At 60.5% G+C, this 16,665-nt stretch carries 7 protein-coding genes and 2 pseudogenes; 5 read left to right on the top strand and 4 right to left on the bottom strand.

The window, feature by feature from the left end; translation table 11 throughout:
* Positions 1 to 2: 2 nt before the first annotated feature.
* The 3 genes from IHQ72_RS36760 to IHQ72_RS36750 all read left to right on the top strand — a co-directional run bounded on the left by IHQ72_RS36760 (position 3) and on the right by IHQ72_RS36750 (position 10,282).
* Positions 3 to 7,805 (top strand): hypothetical protein, encoded by a 7,803-nt coding sequence (locus tag IHQ72_RS36760; protein ID WP_258124200.1) that lies wholly within the window; start codon positions 3 to 5, stop codon positions 7,803 to 7,805.
* Positions 7,806 to 8,229: 424 nt separating this feature from the next.
* A complete protein-coding gene (locus IHQ72_RS36755; RefSeq protein ID WP_258124198.1) occupies positions 8,230 to 8,433 on the top strand; it encodes a hypothetical protein in 204 nt (67 codons plus the stop codon).
* Positions 8,434 to 8,788: 355 nt separating this feature from the next.
* Positions 8,789 to 10,282: an HAD-IC family P-type ATPase gene (locus tag IHQ72_RS36750; RefSeq protein ID WP_258124196.1), complete on the top strand. Its 1,494-nt coding sequence runs from the start codon at positions 8,789 to 8,791 to the stop codon at positions 10,280 to 10,282.
* 12 nt (positions 10,283 to 10,294) lie between these two features.
* Here IHQ72_RS36750 and IHQ72_RS36745 read toward each other — a convergent pair.
* From IHQ72_RS36745 to IHQ72_RS36730, 4 genes and pseudogenes are all read right to left on the bottom strand, one after another.
* Positions 10,295 to 11,079, bottom strand: a pseudogene (locus tag IHQ72_RS36745) (IS630 family transposase); the annotation flags it as partial.
* A gap of 51 nt (positions 11,080 to 11,130) precedes the next feature.
* Positions 11,131 to 12,012: an IS21-like element helper ATPase IstB gene (gene istB / locus IHQ72_RS36740; protein WP_258118938.1), complete on the bottom strand. Its 882-nt coding sequence runs from the start codon at positions 12,010 to 12,012 to the stop codon at positions 11,131 to 11,133.
* On the bottom strand, positions 12,009 to 13,271 hold the full coding sequence (istA, locus tag IHQ72_RS36735) for an IS21 family transposase (protein ID WP_258123774.1): 1,263 nt from the start codon (positions 13,269 to 13,271) through the stop codon (positions 12,009 to 12,011). Before istA ends, istB begins: the two co-directional genes overlap by 4 nt.
* A gap of 144 nt (positions 13,272 to 13,415) precedes the next feature.
* Positions 13,416 to 13,580 (bottom strand): annotated as a pseudogene (locus IHQ72_RS36730) (helix-turn-helix domain-containing protein); the annotation flags it as partial.
* A 602-nt stretch (positions 13,581 to 14,182) separates the two neighbouring features.
* Between IHQ72_RS36730 and IHQ72_RS36725 the strand changes: the two are divergent.
* The gene (locus IHQ72_RS36725; RefSeq protein WP_258124194.1) at positions 14,183 to 15,619 is read left to right on the top strand and encodes a lipase family protein; all 1,437 of its coding nucleotides are present in this window, start codon (positions 14,183 to 14,185) and stop codon (positions 15,617 to 15,619) included.
* Between the two features lie 6 nt (positions 15,620 to 15,625).
* Positions 15,626 to 16,639 carry a caspase family protein gene (locus IHQ72_RS36720; RefSeq protein WP_258124192.1) on the top strand — a complete coding sequence of 338 codons (1,014 nt, stop codon included), beginning with the start codon at positions 15,626 to 15,628 and terminating at the stop codon, positions 16,637 to 16,639.
* The last annotated feature ends 26 nt before the right edge of the window (positions 16,640 to 16,665 follow it).

Raw genomic sequence — 16,665 nt, 5'->3', positions numbered from 1 at the left:
CAATGACCGAGACGACCGAGCTGCGCAATATCAATCTGATCGGTCCAAAGCTCGCCCTCGAGAGGGATACCCCGCTCGATTCCACGCATTTTTGCTGGAACGCCGATCTAGCGGTGTCGTATCTCGGAAAGGATCGCCCGGATATCTCCATCGTCAACTCGACGCTCGGCCTGCGCGTCGTGCTCCAGGCCCCGGAGTCGGATACCAAGACGACGCCGATCAAGGTAGATATCAAGGCTGACGCGGACAAACACATTGACGCCGTCCGGGCGACCGTCGGCTTGCGGGTGCCCTATCTTCTGGCCGCAAACGTTCATGCCCGGCAGTCCTCGCTCGGATTCGGGGGCGCGAGCGATCGCTATGTGGTGCGCGCGGCGAAACCCGACGGGGATTTCGACACCGGGAAAGACACCAGAGGATTCTCGACCGTGCTGGTGGCGCCGCTCGATCCCTGGCCGACGCCACAGACCTCGGTCGAGATCGAAGTGCCCCGGTTTGCCCTCGCCGCAAACAGGCTCCGCGTCCTCGTCAGCGCCAAGGGCGGAACGCAGGCTAAACCCCTTGGCTTTCTGCGTCTGGTCAAGATGTCGGATAAGACAGTAGCGGCATTCGTCGGAACCGTAGCGGGCGTCACCGATCTCAACAAGCTTCCTCGAATCGAACTCCCCGTCGTCAAGAACAAGGGCGTCGATCCCGCGGGCGGTCCATTTGTTGCGCTCGATCTGACGCCCGACGGCGTCGAGTTTCGCGGTACGGTGATAAATCCGCTTTGGGCATTTGGCGACTCGGCCGGACCCGAGCGCATCAACGTGGTGCTCCGACTCGTTCATATCGCCGACCCGCTGCGGCCGCAAAAGAAGCCGGTCTGGACGCTCGAATTGGTCAGGGAGGAAGACGACGACGCATCAGCCCGCCCTGACCAGATTGGTAATCGTATACGTCAGGCGCTCCGGATCGTGCGGTCGAAATTTCAATCGAGCGCCTCGAACCCGCTGTTTCTCGACATCAACACCGTTGCTGACGATCTGGCGGTCCGCTGGCCACTGGAACTGAAGAACGAGTCGGTCAGGCTCCCCGGGAAAGCCGCCGACGACTGGGTCTTCTGGGTTGACCGCAGCGCGCTCCGCGGCAGCCTGACCGGATCGCCGGTTCGCGACGCCGAGCTCTCGACCGAGGTCACCATCGTACCAAACCGAATTGAGCTGAGCGGTGCGAAAGACGGCGTGCGATTGGCTCTCGATGCCGACCGTCGCGACGTTTCGCTGCAGGATGGTGATCCGGGCAAAATCGCAGGGCCGACGGTCACTCTGACTTCAGGTAAGATCATCAACGCCTCGATCGCCGCGGCGGACGATGTCACTTGGTTTCTCGACCAGGGCCTCCTCGCTCGTAGCCTGGTCGACCGCTACAGCAAGGCAGGCGTAAATCCTGATGGCGCGATCAGGACTTATGCCTTTCTCCCGGTGGCGGATGGATGGCTTCAGCTTCCGCTCAAGCTGCCCGGCACCGATATCCAATCTGACGCCGCAGCCAGCATTTCCGACGCGGTCGGCTTCGTAGGATCGGTAGAATTCGTTCTGGATGACGAAACAGTCCGAGCCGGACCGGTCGGACGTCGAATGGCGATTACCGCCGCCGACTATGTCCGTGTTGCGGCGAATTTCAAGCAAGGTGAGATCGAGAACGTCAGTGTTGAACTGATCGGCGCGGAGGGCACGGCCGATGGCGTGTTGTGGCTGGCGGCCGGCAGCCCCTCGACAGAGAATATTTTACCGGGCTTCGACGCGGGGCCCGCTGCGCTGGATAGCCCACCACTCGCCTTCAGGCGCAGGACCGCTGCCACAACAGGACTGCTGCCACTTCGTTCCAAGACTTTCACGCCCGGGCACGAATTGAAACTGACGCTGCCGAAGGCGGGCGGCCAGGATACCGCCTATGTGTGGCAGCGCTACGTTGCCATGCCGCTGGTCACGGCGATCGGCATGACGCGGACTTCCGAAAGCTCCGGCGCCCCCTCCGCGACTCGCGGGCTGGTGTGCCGCGAGCTTGATCTTTCCAAATACGACATCATCCTGGAATATGACAGCGCACAGGGAATTCCAACACTCGCTCTATCGCAGGACATACTTGACGAGCTGCCATTGGCCGGCAACGGCCTTGTTGCGCAGGTGCCGCTTGTACCGGTGACGCTGCCGGGCATCGAATTGCAACCTGCGGCAATAAAGTTTCCAGATTTGCAGACACGGCTGCGCTTCGACCTGCCGGTGCTCGACGAATTGTTCGCCAATACGCGCCTGCCTGACAAGGCACCCGTACCGTCGGGTGACGTCCCAGTGCCGTTGCCGCCCCCGGACGCGCCGACGTCACTTGATTTCGATCGGCTGTTGCTCGCCTGGCAGAAGGCGGTGGACCGTCTAGACCTCTCTCGCGTTCAGATTGCGAGTGCCTTCAAGTTTTCCGCGCAAAAACTTAATCATATGCCGATCACGACGCTGGTCGAAGGAATCACATGGTCACCGAACTTCAGCCTCGATCGGCTCAGCCAGATATCCGGAAAGGACTATGGGTTCGGCACCTACACGCTGGATGGTAAGAGTTTCTCGGGCCGGACCGCCCTCGAGGGATTAACCAAGACATTCGAGCCAGGCGACATCCAGGATGTCGCACGCGGGACCGGAGATCAGGTCAGGGTCATTGGATGGGCCGCTGCTCTGCGAGAGCAGAAATTCGGCAGCGTTTTGCTGTGGCGCGATACGCGTGCCGCGTTGATGGCGCGCATGCCGACGACACAGGGATTCGGCGGCGATCCACAAGGGATCGTGTTTCGTGAAGCCGGCGTCATCGATATCGAGAACGCGAAAACGCTGCGGTTTTGCTATGCGACGATTTTCAAGCCGGTCGAGATTGAAGACGCAGATGCAGCCAGGAAAGTCGGTCTCTGGTTTCGTGACCTTCCGCTCGAAGCCAAGAATAACGGAATGGGGCTGGCACTCGATCCGGAAGGGCCCGAACTCAGCATCGGTCCGCGCCAGGCGGCCTTTGACAGGTTGCAATTGCCGCGGGCAATTTACGAATGGCGATTCTGCAACGACGCCGTAAGTCCCGCGCCGCCAACACCCCCAAGCGCGTATGAGATTGACATCGGCCTGTTGCGGCTGCGGCCGCTTCGGCTGTTGGACCTTCACATCAACAAGCCAGCCGACAACTGGCAAATCGACTTAGCGAAGATTCTCTTTACGGTCTCGCTGAAAGCGACGGGGGCAAGCACGAAGGAAAACGGTCCGTTCGAGCCAGACTTCGCTTACGCGACGGGCAATCTTGTCGCTGTTTCGCTGACTGCCGCTCAGGCGAAACTCGGGTTTGGCAAAGCCAAATGGGAGGATGTTCAGGTCGCAACGACAGAGCCTGCGGAGCACGTTCCGGCCGTCACCAGCGGCGGCCTCGCCAGCGTGTTTTTCCGGAAGGCCGATATACCCGTGAAGTTTGGAAGCGATACGGAAGCCACTGGCACGACGACCGCCGTTCTTGGCCTGACGATAGAGTCGCTGGCCGGCAATGACGGCATCCCGGGTTTCACCGAGGCGACGCTCGATACCGTGTTGCTCGGCCGAAGCCTTAAACTGAAGGCTGGCGTTGTGACGTCCGCCAGCGGTAAGATGACCGTCACGTTCAAGGCACAGCCGACCGTCGACATTGCCGTTTTCAGCGGCTTGTTGCTGAACAAGATCACGGTGGAGATAACCGACGCCAGGCAATGGACCATGGTTCTAGACGGCGTTTTGAGAATCGTGGCAACCGACCCGCAGCAGCTAAATTCGGAGCCGCCTGTCAGCACGGAGGTGATTTCATACACGCTCGGCGGCTCGTTGGATTGGCTTAATCAGCCAATTGCAGCGGGCAGTTTCAAGACCGCGGCCGACCATCAGCGCGGCGTCGTCAGCCTTCGTGCCGACGGGAAGGGATTGAAGTTGCAGCCGATCGCCGGGCTGTCGGCAGAGAATCCAACGCTCCGCGCCATCCTCGTGGTTGCCATTGGCGACGAGGTGCCGAAAGAAGGGCCATACGCCTTCCGATCCGCGTCCGGCTTCGGTGAATTCAACCTGACCTCGGAGCCGGGCCCGACGACCCGGTTCGACCATATGGTCATTGGCAAGCGACCCGTTTGGTCGTCGGAGATAAGTGTAGATCTCGCGCTGAAGCAGCGTCGCAACCGGATTCGATGGCCGGTCGGAAGTCTGCCAGATAGCCTCAACACGCTGGATGGGAAGAGCGTGCCGCTGACAAATCTGGGTGCCCGGGTCACCGGTGCGGCCCTGCGCGGAAAGCTTACCTCGCTCGATGCCGCTACTTCGCTCGCGCACACGTTCACAATGACGGTTACCGGGCAACCGATAAAGACCAGCGCGCTTGGGGTGACGGACAAGCCCCGACGCGTCGCCTTCGCCCAACCATGGTCGTTCCACGCGCTGACCGAGCACATGCTGAAGAAGGAAGGCAACGACAGGAAACTGACATGGACATCACTCGATCACGTGAGCGCCGTCGATGGGCGGGCACTGGTCGCGGCGGCGAAATCGGCCGCCAAGCTGCCGCAACCGGTCAAGACCGGTATTTTCGCGTTCGCCGCGCGATACAAGGTCATCGACACCAGTGAAAACGACTCGATCGTGGTCAAAGCGGGGCTCGTCTTGCGAGCCTTCGCTCAGGCCGGATTCGCTGTCGAGGCGCTCGCTCAGGAGATCGCCAAGGTAACGGACGTCGGTGAAGGCATTGTGGTCTGCGGCGCCGGGCCGTCGGTTATCAAAACCGCAGAAGAATTGGAGGGACCGTTCTGGCCTGATCCGTCGAGCCCGCGTTACATCACCAAGGATTCCCAAGGCATTTTCCTCGCGCTTCCCTGGCTGGGTGCCGTGGACGATTCGTTCACGCTTCACGATGTGCTGAAGGAATTCGATCAGGTGCCGGCGAGCGGCACGGCCGAATGGGACGCGCCCGACGTCGACTGGGCGGCCGGATCGCCAACGCCGCTCGGCCGCAAGGCCGTTCCGGCTCAAGCAGTCGGCAACAGTAGCAGCGAGATCGCCGCGCTGCTGAAGCGCGTCGCGCAGAATGTTATCGAACCGGATGCGAACCGGGCACTTGCCGCCGCTGAGCAATTGTTTCTGCGCCGGTTCAGCGGCGGCACCACGCTGAAGGAGCGGCCGATTTGGTTACGCAGTCTGCTCGCGTTGCGCACGCTCTGGAATATCACCTTGAAGGACAACGAGGCGCTCGGCGACCGCGTCATGGTGGTGGTGCCCTCGGGGAAGCCCGATGGCAAGATCGCCCGAGTCAGGCTCCTGCCGGACATCGTCGGTACCGACCAGAAACCCTCTTTTCTGCTGGCTCTCCACGGTCAGCTGGTGGCGATTGACCGACACATCACCCAATTCGAGACAATACCATCCGGCGAATCGATCATCGCAGAGCCGTCGGGGGGTACGCAGGTCGCCCTGAGCCGGATGCGACAGGTGGCACGCGCCGACCGGCTGGTGGACGACGCCGTCGCCATCGTCGTCGTAGCCGAGGGCCAGAAACCCGAGAGCAGCTCGAAGGAATTGTGGATCGATATCGAGGTCCCGCGTGATCTCGACGACTCCGCGCTGGATTTGCCGATCAAGACCGATCCTTCGGATCGCCTTTATGCCTCTCCGGCGCTGGGTTGGCCCACGGCGCAAGGCACGCGCGCTGCCGCTTCGGGTGCGCTGGGCATGGGTGGGGATTGGCCGTTCCAGGATATCGGCCCCAGCCCCGATGCACAGCCGCAAAATCCCGACGACGTCAAGGAGTATGGTTCGGGCCTGTCGGGATGCGCCACAAGCATTTCCCTGCCGGCACGCGCCGACCGGCTCGCCAGTCTCGCAGCAGAGATCGATACGGTCTCGCCACCGTTTTATACGCTTGGCCGCAAGATAATCTTTGACCGGCCTGCCTCGGCCGATTTGCCTCTGGTGTCCCCGCCCGCGCGCTATTTGACGTCTTCCGAGGCGCGTGCGGTGGTGCCGGTGGCGCTCGAGCTGCACACCGTGCTGTCGCGTGTCGTTAAGGGCAAAGCGGCTCCGATCATACCACCGCATTTGGAGCGCATCACATTCGGGTTGCGGCCCGGCGCCATCCAGGCGGAATTCGACATGCTGATGTTTACCGATGGCTTGAATACCGAGAACGTCAGGCCGGAAGACCGGCGACAGGAAGACATGAGCGCGGATGTGGCGCGGTACGGGCGTCCCGGGCACGGGGGACCGCGGCTGATGCGCCAGTTGCGACCGCCGAGAGGACCGGCCTTGCCGCGGGTGCCGTCGGCGTTCGTCAAGAGCCACGGCCGGCGTACATTCGTCGAAGTCGATGACCTCGAAGTCGACGGACGGTTCCCCGCACCCTTCCGTCTGTTCGAAGGCGTCGCCAGCGTGCTGCGCAGGAGCGCGAAGAGCTATCGAATTCGCGTGCTGGACATGCCGCTCACACCTGACTGGAATCGACCGGTTTTGGCCGATTGGAAGCAGGGCAATATGACGCTCGACCTCACGTCGCCGAGTTATCCCCCAGGCAAGGAGGGTGAGCTTGCGCAGGCTCTCGCCGCATTGGGTTTATTGCGCGAGGGGCTTACGGGGCTGGACGCAGCGCTGTCGATCGATCGATTCATCGTGCCCTTCAACAAGGCTCTTTGGTCGAAAAGTCCGAAGGGCGGCGGCATAAGGCTGACGTTGCACGCCGGAGATATCACCGGTGCACGGTCGCGTCTGGACGCCGTCGATGGCGACTCTGAAGTGGTTCTTCAGTTGCGATGCGGGCTGGAGAACGAATCGATCGGATCTCCCGACGAAAATAAAATCTTCGATCTGGCGACGCAGCCCGGGAATTCGACGAAAAAAAGCCTCGAACCCGAGACGCGGCGTCAGATTGCGCTCCGGCTTCCGGTTCGCCCGACGGCGCGGCCCAGCCTGCACATCGATATGTCGACGCTGGTGTTCGCCGATCCATCATATGACCGCGAGCTCTCCGGACCCGGCCCGTCCGATCCGCAGCGCGACAACGCCGGTGTGTTCTGGAAGCTCGCGCTTGATCGTTTCGAATACGGCGCTGACACGCCATTGTATTTCGCGTTTGGCGCGATCGAACCCTCCACCGGGGGCTTCAAAGCAAGCTCGAGGTCTGACGGTTCGGTGCAGCTTCAGCGCAAGCCGTTCAAGAACGATAAATTCGAGGCTCCGGTCGAGGCGCTCTCCATCGCGGGTGTAACGCCAGAGGACCAAAACGCCCTTATCCCAACCTATTCGATAAAGGAGATCAACGCCTACGGAATCTCTTTTGACCAGTTGCGCCGCAGCGGCCAGCCGGTCTCGTTCGCCGATGGCGATGAGATTATCGTATCGGTTTCGTTTGAGCGGGAGGAGCCGGACCCGAACAATACCGCCGTCCTCAAGCTCGTGACGCGCACGTTGTCCTGCAGGGCCAAGGTTGTGCCACGCCCGATCATCGCGCCGCCGCCGGCGGTCTACAGCCTGGTCGTTCCGGGTAAGGCCAACACTGCGCGCGTGATGTTGCATGCCACCGCGCCACTGCCGCAGCGCGTCGAATTTCTGGCTCTCCTCGATGATCTCGCCATTGGTCATATTCGCCGCCAGGCGATGTTCGTCTGGCCGACGAGCAACCTGCCAGCACTGGCGCCGGATTCCGCGACGTTAGTGAAAATTGATCGCGCGGGAGGCGGCCAATTACCGGAACGTGAATCGGACATACCGTGCAGGGAGCCTTTGCCGATCTGAAGGACGGTGCAAGCCGCGGCCCGTCGACCCGAGACAGCGGCATACTCGGCCGTGCCGATCTTGATGACGATGGACCAATCCGCATCGAACGCCTAGCGTCAGCTCACTTGGTCGCCGGCATGTGGAGCTGCTTGGCCACGCCGGCCCGCCCCGTGTGATCATGCCGTGCTCGTCAATGTACATCATCGGGCGAGGACGCTACGCGGTCGCTGCAAAGTTGATATGGGTTTTGTGATCGTCGAGTGTCGCGTCGTCGTATGAATGTTTTGCTCCGACGTCGAAATTCCACTTGTTGCGATCGGCCTCTCCAACGACAGTGGCATCGAAAATATTTCATCGATGCCGAGCTGAGTGACCTTGGCATTTCGGTGCTTTGATTGGATTGGAATGGCAGGCGATCATGCGCAATTTGCTTGCTGTCTTAATGATTCTGACCATCTGGTCGGCCCCGGCCGCGGCTTTGTGGGACGGCGGCCATATGCGCATCGCGGCCATGGCCTGGGAGCAAACCACGCCGGGAGCCAGAGCAGAGGCAAGCCGGCTGATCAAGCTCAATCCCGACTATGGCACATGGCTCGCTGCGGAGCCCAAAAAGCCGGATGGTACACGCGAGGACGTCGACCGCTAAACCTTCATCCGCGCATCGGTGTGGGCCGACGACATCAAACCCTACAAGGCCTATCGCGACGCCAGCAACGCCGGGGTAAATACTCTCTTCTTTAGTCTAGATGAATCCACCGCGGGCAGAGTCGTTCTGCCCCCGCCAGCCCACGCGGTGGAGTTGGATATAACGGTCAGCTCGAGGGTACCGCGCGATGCATGCCGAGTCGGGGAATCCCGAGTCGTCCAATAGTCGCAGCGCCGTGTCCATTACCCGGATCCATACATCAGTCCCGGGTCGGGCCAGGCTGAAAATCGGCGGATTGCAAGGCTCAGTTTCAGTCAAGACTCTGCTGGAGCGGGGAGGCCACGCGGCGCCTGGCGTGTCCAGCATCACCGCCAGCGATCTGACCGGAAATGTCGTCGTCCAATTTGACGCAACGTCAGGCCTTGATTCCATCATCGACTATCTCGCAGCTTTATTGCGAGGTGAGATCATTACACCGGGCGAGATGCCCGATGCCGGGCCGGAGTGGCATACGCTTTCGCCAAAACAATCGTGTTTCAAGCTGGAGGCTTCGGCAGACGCCGGCCTGCCAGGAGATGAAGCTCGGCGGCGGTTGGCAAGCACCGGCCCCAACATCCTCGAAAACATTCAGCCACGGTCGCGCGCGAGCATTCTTGCGGACCAATTTCAAAGCTTGCCGGTCGCGATGCTTCTTGGTGCCGCATCGGTCTCCATTCTCACCGGCGGCGCATTCGAAGCCGCCGTGATTCTCGCAGTTGTCGGCTTGAATGCCGTCATCGGCTACCAAACCGAAAGCCGTGCGGAACGGACGATCCAAAGTTTGGGAGCGAAGGGGCCCCAAACCGCCCAGATTATGCGCGAAGGCGTCATTGCCACTGTCCCAGTTCAGCAGATCGTTCCCGGGGACGTTCTTACGGTGCAACGGGGAGACGTTGTTCCGGCCGATGCGCGTCTGCTGAATGAGGAGGCTTTAACAATTAGTGAAGCCCTGCTGACGGGCGAAAGCCCACCCATTCAGAAGACTGTGGGTGCTATCGAACGGGTGAACGTGCCTCTTGGGTCCCGTTCAAACATGATCTATCGCGGAACTATCGTGACTGGAGGCGGCGGGCGCGCGATCGTGGTGGCAACAGGTTCGCTCACGCAAGCGGGACGAATACAGCGGCTGGTCGGCGCAACTTTCGCCCCTGAAACGCCGCTCCAAAGGGAGCTCAAGAACCTCGGACAGCGGCTCGGCTGGCTGACATTGGGCACTTGCGCAGTCCTTTTCTCTTTAGGCTGGCTGCGCGGCATCGGTCTCCTCCAGATGGCCCGCTCGGCGATGTCTGTTGCCGTCGCAGCAGTCCCTGAAGGTCTGCCGATGGTGGCGACGACCACCTTTGCTCTTGGCATCGAGAAACTGCGTCGTGAAGGTGTTCTGATCCGCAAGCTGGATGCTGTCGAGACGCTTGCGGCAGCGCGGGTCGTTTGCTTCGACAAGACGGGAACGCTGACCCTCGGCCACATCGATGTCGATACGATCAGGATTGGCGAACGCAGCAGAGCCGCCGCAATTGGCTTGATCGGTCTCGGCGCCTATAGGGCAACGCAGGGCAATGTATTCGGTCCTGCCACCGAAAATTTCTGGAATGCCTTCGGCGCCCTTCGAATTCTCAACAATCCATACATTGCGCTTGTGTTCGGCGGCCTAGGATTGGTGCAATTGGCGAGAGGCAGATGGGCTGGATCGGCATCATCCCTCCTCTTCTACGCACTCGTTGTCAGGCAGATTTCCGGCCTCAATGTTCGAACCAGACCGGGACTTGTATTGCATGCCTTTGGGAGAGATAGAGGCCAAAGGAGCATCTAGAGCACGTCCTGTTTAATCCGGGTCATATCCTGCGGCCTTGAAGTAGTTGGCGCATTCGGCTGGGGTAAAGAGGTCGAGAAGCGCGCCGACTGTGTCCCACAGTGCGGCGATTGTCCTTTCGGCCTTTGCCCGCAGTAGTGCCTTGAGCTTGGCGAAGGCGTTTTCGATGGGATTGAAGTCGGGACTGTAGGGCGGCAGGTAGAGCAGGCTCGCGCCTGCAGCCTCGATCGCGTTGCGAATGCCGGCGGCCTTGTGCGCCGGTAGGTTGTCCATCACGACGACATCGCCCCGCGTGAGCGTCGGGACCAGCACCTGTTCGACATAAGCGAGGAAGACGTTGCCGTTCATGGCGCCGTCATAGACGAAGGGGGCGGTCATGCCTGTCAGCCGCAGCGCTCCGGTGAAGGTCGTGGTCTTCCAGTGGCCGTGCGGCACGCCGGCCCGGCAGCGCTCGCCGCGCGGCGCCCTTCCGCGCAAGCGGGCCATCTTGGTCGACAAGCCGGTCTCGTCGATGAACACGAGCTTCGCCGGATCGAAATCGCGCTGGCCGTCGAACCAGTCCCGGCGCCGCTTCAGGACGTCGGGGCGATCCTGCTCCAGTGCGTGCGCGGACTTTTTTTGAATGTCCAGCCGTGGCCGCGAAGCCAGGCGCTCAAGGCGCTGCGGCTGATCCGCACCAACTGCTCGGCGACGAGCCGCTCCACCATCTCGTTCAGCGTGATGTCCTTGCGCTCCTCGATCAGCCCGAAGATGAAGGCTTCATGCGCATCGAGGCTGGAGGCGCGGCGGCGGCCCTGTGTCAATACCGGGTGAAATTTCCCCAAAAGTGCCGAAGTAAAATTCCCCAATTATGCCGTCTCGGACGGCATTGAGAATTGGGTATTTTTCGGTGGCCGACCGCGCGGCCGTGATGGTGGCGCGAAGGACGGGGGAGTAATCAGGGCTTTCGAACGGACGTGTTCAGGCATCAATTCGGCATGCTGTCGCAGCCTGTAGCTTGATCCTTCGATCTGAACGACGACGGCATGATGCAAAAGCCTGTCGAGAAGCGCGGTAGCGACCACGGCGTCTCCAAAAACATCGCCCCACTCTGCAAAGCCGCGATTGGACGTCAAGATCATTGCCCCTTTCTCGTAGCGGGCGTTGACGAGCTGGAAGAACAGATTGCCGCCGCCGGCGATGACCGGGAGATAACCGATCTCGTCGACGATCAGCAGACTTGGCCTACAGAAGAAGCGGATGCGTTCTTGCAGCCGTCCCTCGCGCTCGGCCCTGGACAGCGCTGCAATGAGATCGGCCAAGGTGCAGAAGTAGACGCTCTTGCCCGCTTTGACAGCTTCGACGCCGAGCGCGATAGCCAGATGGCTTTTGCCAGTTCCTGGCGGCCCGAGGAAATGGGCGGCCTCGTGCCTTTCGACGAAACCCAGTTGCGCGAGCGTGAAGATCCGATCGCGATCGAGGGAGGGCTGGAAAGAGAAATCGAAGCCGGCGAGCGTTTTGATGGTTGCCAGCCGAGCCATCCTCAACGCCGTTTTTATGCGGCTGTTCTCGCGCAGGGTCAGCTCTTCGGAAAGGAGAATGTCGATCGCTTCGAGCGCCGACAGCTCGCCATGCTCCAGGCGGCGGACAATATGGTCGAGTGCTTCAAGGGCACGTGGCATCTTCAAGCCGACAAGGTCATGGCGAATGCGGTCGATCATCGACGGCACGGCATCGAGAGCGGCGCTCATGGGCGGTTCTCCTGGGCCATGGCTCTGGCAACGGCGTCGTAGAAGGCGAGCGGCCGCTGTGTGACCCGGTCTCCGGATCCATGAAGAATGATCTCGTCATTGTTGACGCGCGATCGCGATCGCGGCGGTGAGCGAAGGGTTCTGTGTCCTGGTTCGACGCGGCGCTGATGGCGACCTTCCAACACCGGATGCACAGCAATCAGCGCGCCGTCTTCGAAGATTCGAACCTCATTGGCCAAGGTGTGAACCTCGACGAGCCGCCTTCTGGTGGCGTCGGGCACGCTGTAGGCGTTTCCACCAACGCTCACCATGCCCTCTCGGGATATCCTGCGCTCAAGCCGCAGAACCGATCGGAACGGAGCCAGTGGCAAGGGACGCAGATGAAGGCGCTCTTCCGCGAAGGCCTCGACGACGACGCGCTGCGTTGTGGCGTGCACGCGCGGGTTGGCAACGACATCCAGCCATTGCCGCAGTTGGGTGTTAAGATCATCAAGGTTGCGAAACGAGCGCGCCAGGAAGAAGTCTTCACGAATATAGCGGAATGGTCGCTCGACCTTTCCCTTCGTCTTGGCCCGATATGGTTTGCAGGCCTTTGGATGAAAGCCGAAATGGCGGGCGAGATCGAGCAGAGCGCGGTTATAAACAATGCCGCCCGTTTCGCCTTCGCCGATGACGGCAGTCTTCATTCGGTCGTAAAGGATCTCGCGCGGAACGCCGCCGATCGCATCGAACGCCGCGGCGTGGCATCGCAGCACCGTCGGCAGATCCTGATGCATAGCAAAGCGCGCCCAGATGAGACGGCTATAGCCCAGCACCATAGAAAACAGCCAGACGATCCTGGGGGTTGCCGGCTCGTCGGTGAAGACGACATGGAATTGGGCGAAATCCACCTGGGCCTGTTCGCCGGGAGCTGTTTCGAACCGAACTTCAAAGCCGGGTTCTGAGGTCGGACGAACGTCTCTGAGAAAGTCCGTGACGGTAGTGTAGCCACCGGCGTACCCACGATCCTTCAGTTCTCGCAGGAGCCGCCGACCGCTAAGGCCGGGATAGGCAGCAACCCGTTCACGCAGATAGGCGGTGAATGGATCAATCACCGTCGCCCGCGGCTTCCTTGGTCCGTAGGCAGGGGCCTCAAGGCCACGCTTGATGTATTTGCGGATTGTCTTTCGATCGACACCGGTCTGCCTGGCGATCGCTGACACCGACAGCCCCTGCCGGTGCATATCCAAGATCATGACTATCTCCCCGAGTTTGATCACCGCCATTCCCCTCTCGACCATCGAGAGCAGTATCGGTGATGACGTGCCGCCGGTCCTCCGGGGCGCGCCCCGGAAGACCGGCGGCAACGCTAAACTGGGGAAGATTCAAACGGCACTTCTGGGGAGTATTGATCCGGTATCGACACCCTGCGGGCGTGGCCCCAGTTCACCGATCTTCGCCCGCGCAATCCAGCGGATCGCGCTGGACACTCCCACGCCGAACCGCGCCGCCGCTTGCCGCGCCGACATGCCCTCCTCCGAAGCCTTCAAGACCCGCGACCGAAGATCCCCGCTCAGTGCTTTTCCCATCATCCACCTCCATCGAAGTGGATGTTGAATCAGTACCGAACGCCGTCGTCACATCACAATCGATTCATCGATCACAGGACGTGCTCTAGCGTTTGTCTCAGCGGCTACGCCAAGATTTGGAGACCAGTTGCGCGGCTGCACTGGCAGAGGGAAGGGCGCTGGAAACCAACCTTCTCCAGTTGCCGCGCTTGCGATCGACATGTCCCTCGACAGCCGGCTGCAATCTTCGTCTGATGTCCACCGGCAGATAACTGACGCGTTCGGGCCGCGATCGAGACTCCGGGCTCATTTCGTAAGCGCTCATGCGTCCCGCCGACGTAGCCTGCCGAAAGCATAATATGGTGGTACGTTATTGTATTTGTTGGCTTTTCCCTGGGATGCGCGGCCGATGCTATTCGCCAGCTAAGTTATGGAACGTTCTGACGCACTATCTTTCGACGATTTAGACATCGACAAATTATAACAAAAATTAAAATAGTGACTGCATTGTGAAGCGGACGCAAAGAGTGCATTACTGTTCACTCATTGGTCCGGGGGATTTGTTCTGATCTAAGCTTGCACAATGGTCCGCGGCAGGCGCGGCGTTTCCGGAGTGAGCAAACGTGGCGTCATTCAGCGCGCTTAACTACGCAAATGTCGGCCCTGGCGGAACATTTCGACGTAGCGGAAACATTCAAACGCGATCCGCCGACATTGACGCCATTTTTGCGCAACTTAGCCGCGATCCCCGTAACAAGCTCGCGATTCATTTTCATGGCGGCTTGATCGATGAGGGTTCAGGGCTGGCAATCGCCCGCAAGCTTGCGCCTGTCTATGAGGCAGCTGGGAGCCACCCGGTGACCATCATCTGGGAAACCGGATTGGTGGAAACAATCACGCGCAATCTGACCAGAATTCACAAGACAAAGCTGTTCCAGAAGCTCGTCGCTTACGTCCTGCGTGAAGTGTCGAAACGGCTCGGCGGCGGGATCGGAGGCAAGGGTCCTGGCGAAGCGATGGCGATGTCGGAAATCGAAGTGGAGCTTGCACGCATCGACAAGTTCGACCGTTTCGATCCAGGAGCACGTGGGAATGCGCGCCTCATGACGGAGGCTGATGTCGAGGCGGAGAGGGGCGACATTGAGCTGAGCCTCGAGGAGACGCTCGAGGCTGACAACTTCCCGGAATTCATCGAAAGTGGTCAGGCCGAAACGGAGTTCCTGGCGCCGGATATCGGTCAGCAAGGCACCGGGCGGGCCAAAGGTTTGCTCGAGCTGGGGGTGTTCGTGAAACTGCTCGCGAAAGTGGCCTACGCCTCAATCATGCGGTTTGTGCGCGAACGCGATCACGGTCTCTATCCAACTGTGGTGGAAGAAGTCTTGCGTGAGCTTTACCTCGCTGATTTCGGCGCATGGGTCTGGTCCGGCATGAAAGATGTCGGTGCTGGAATGTGGGCCGCCAACCAGACTCCGATCAACGAAGACTCACATGTTGGGGCATATTTTCTCGACAAGCTTGCCGCGTACCAGGCGGCCCATTCAGAACTGACGGTCGACGTCGTCGGCCACAGCGCCGGCGCAATTGCCATCTGCCATATGTTCCGCGCGGCGGCGCAACGTCACGTCACAATATCGATTCGAAACGTCATATTCCTCGCACCCGCATGTACGACCGGGCTGTTTCTCCAGGAGATTGTTTCCCAGCCCGAGCGCTACGCGGCGTTCCGCATGTTCACCATGGCGGATGCGTTTGAAGTCAAGGATCAACTCGTGCCCGGCGTCTACACGCGCTCCCTGCTGTATTTCATTTCCGGGGTGCTGGAGGGGGAGGCCGACGCTCCGCTGGCAGGCCTTGCGCGGCATCTTACGGGACAACCGCCGTACGGCGCGGCTGACCTCGTGGAAATTGCAACGTGGCTAAGCGCTGAGGGAAGCAATCACAGAGTCCTTTCAGTTACGGACGACACCGTGGGGGGGCTCACGAGCACTTCAACCTCGCATGGGGATTTCGACGACGATGTTCCAACGTTGGAAAGCCTGAAGGCGATTATTGCGGCTTGATGATCGATGCCTAAGCGGCCAACTCACTACGCGCTAGTGATCGGGATCAACGACTATCCTGGCTACGGCTCCCGCCGAACGTTGCAGGGGGCCGTCAGGGACGCGACACGATTCAAGGACTGGCTATGTGACACAACTATTGGCGGCGGGCTCGATCCTGCCAACTGCGAGCTTATCGTCTCAAGCGACAATCCTGTTCGTCCAATCCACGAAGAAATAGACAACGCGCTGGAGCGGATCGTGACAGCGGCAGCAGCAGCAGGCGGCCCCGCCGAACGCTTGTACTTCTATTTTAGCGGTCACGGTCTGTCTATGGATACCCACAATGTAGCGCTTTGTCTTGCCAACTGGTCAGGCATGCGGCGGCACGCCGCGCTAAGCTCGCACCAATACCTAGAATACTTGAAGCAATGCTCCCCGTTTCGGGAGGTCATCGTCTTTCTTGACTGCTGCCGGATCCGGCAGGGCGGCGTGATCGGACGCGCGTCCGAACTCGGCTGTGCAGTACCGGTCGATGGCGCCGGCGCCAAACGCCACCTAATCGGCTACGCTACCGAGTTTGGAGACACGGCGTTTGAAGCACCCGACACGACAGATGACGAGGTGCGCGGACATTTCACTGAGGTCCTGCTTGCGGCGCTGTCAGGCGCGGCTGCGCGACCTGCCGGCGGTGTTACTGCTGCGGCCCTCCAAGAGTACTTGGAGAAAAATGTACAGCTAGTGGCAAAAGCAAGTAATCACAAACAAATTGCGCAGGTTCCGTCCGATTTGCCCGGCCACACGTTGTTCGGGTCGGCAAAGCCGATCGCCAATTGCACCATCCGATTTTCTGCAGCGCGCCAGGGCCAGATTCTGCTGGAGGATCCCGATCTCACGCCCGTGCATCAAGCGGATGTGACGACGGCTCCGTGGACGCTTGGGCTCCGGCCTGGGCTCTACTGCCTCACAGAAATCGGAACGGGGACTCAGTACAACTTTCGATTTCAGCCAGTGCCAGGTTTCAACGATGTCACCTTCTAAGCCACGCTCTGGCGCTCGCGTCTCGA

It is taken from the genome of Mesorhizobium onobrychidis, assembly GCF_024707545.1.
Taxonomy (GTDB): Bacteria; Pseudomonadota; Alphaproteobacteria; order Rhizobiales; family Rhizobiaceae; genus Mesorhizobium; species Mesorhizobium onobrychidis.
This window is presented reverse-complemented; position numbering and strand designations above follow the sequence as displayed.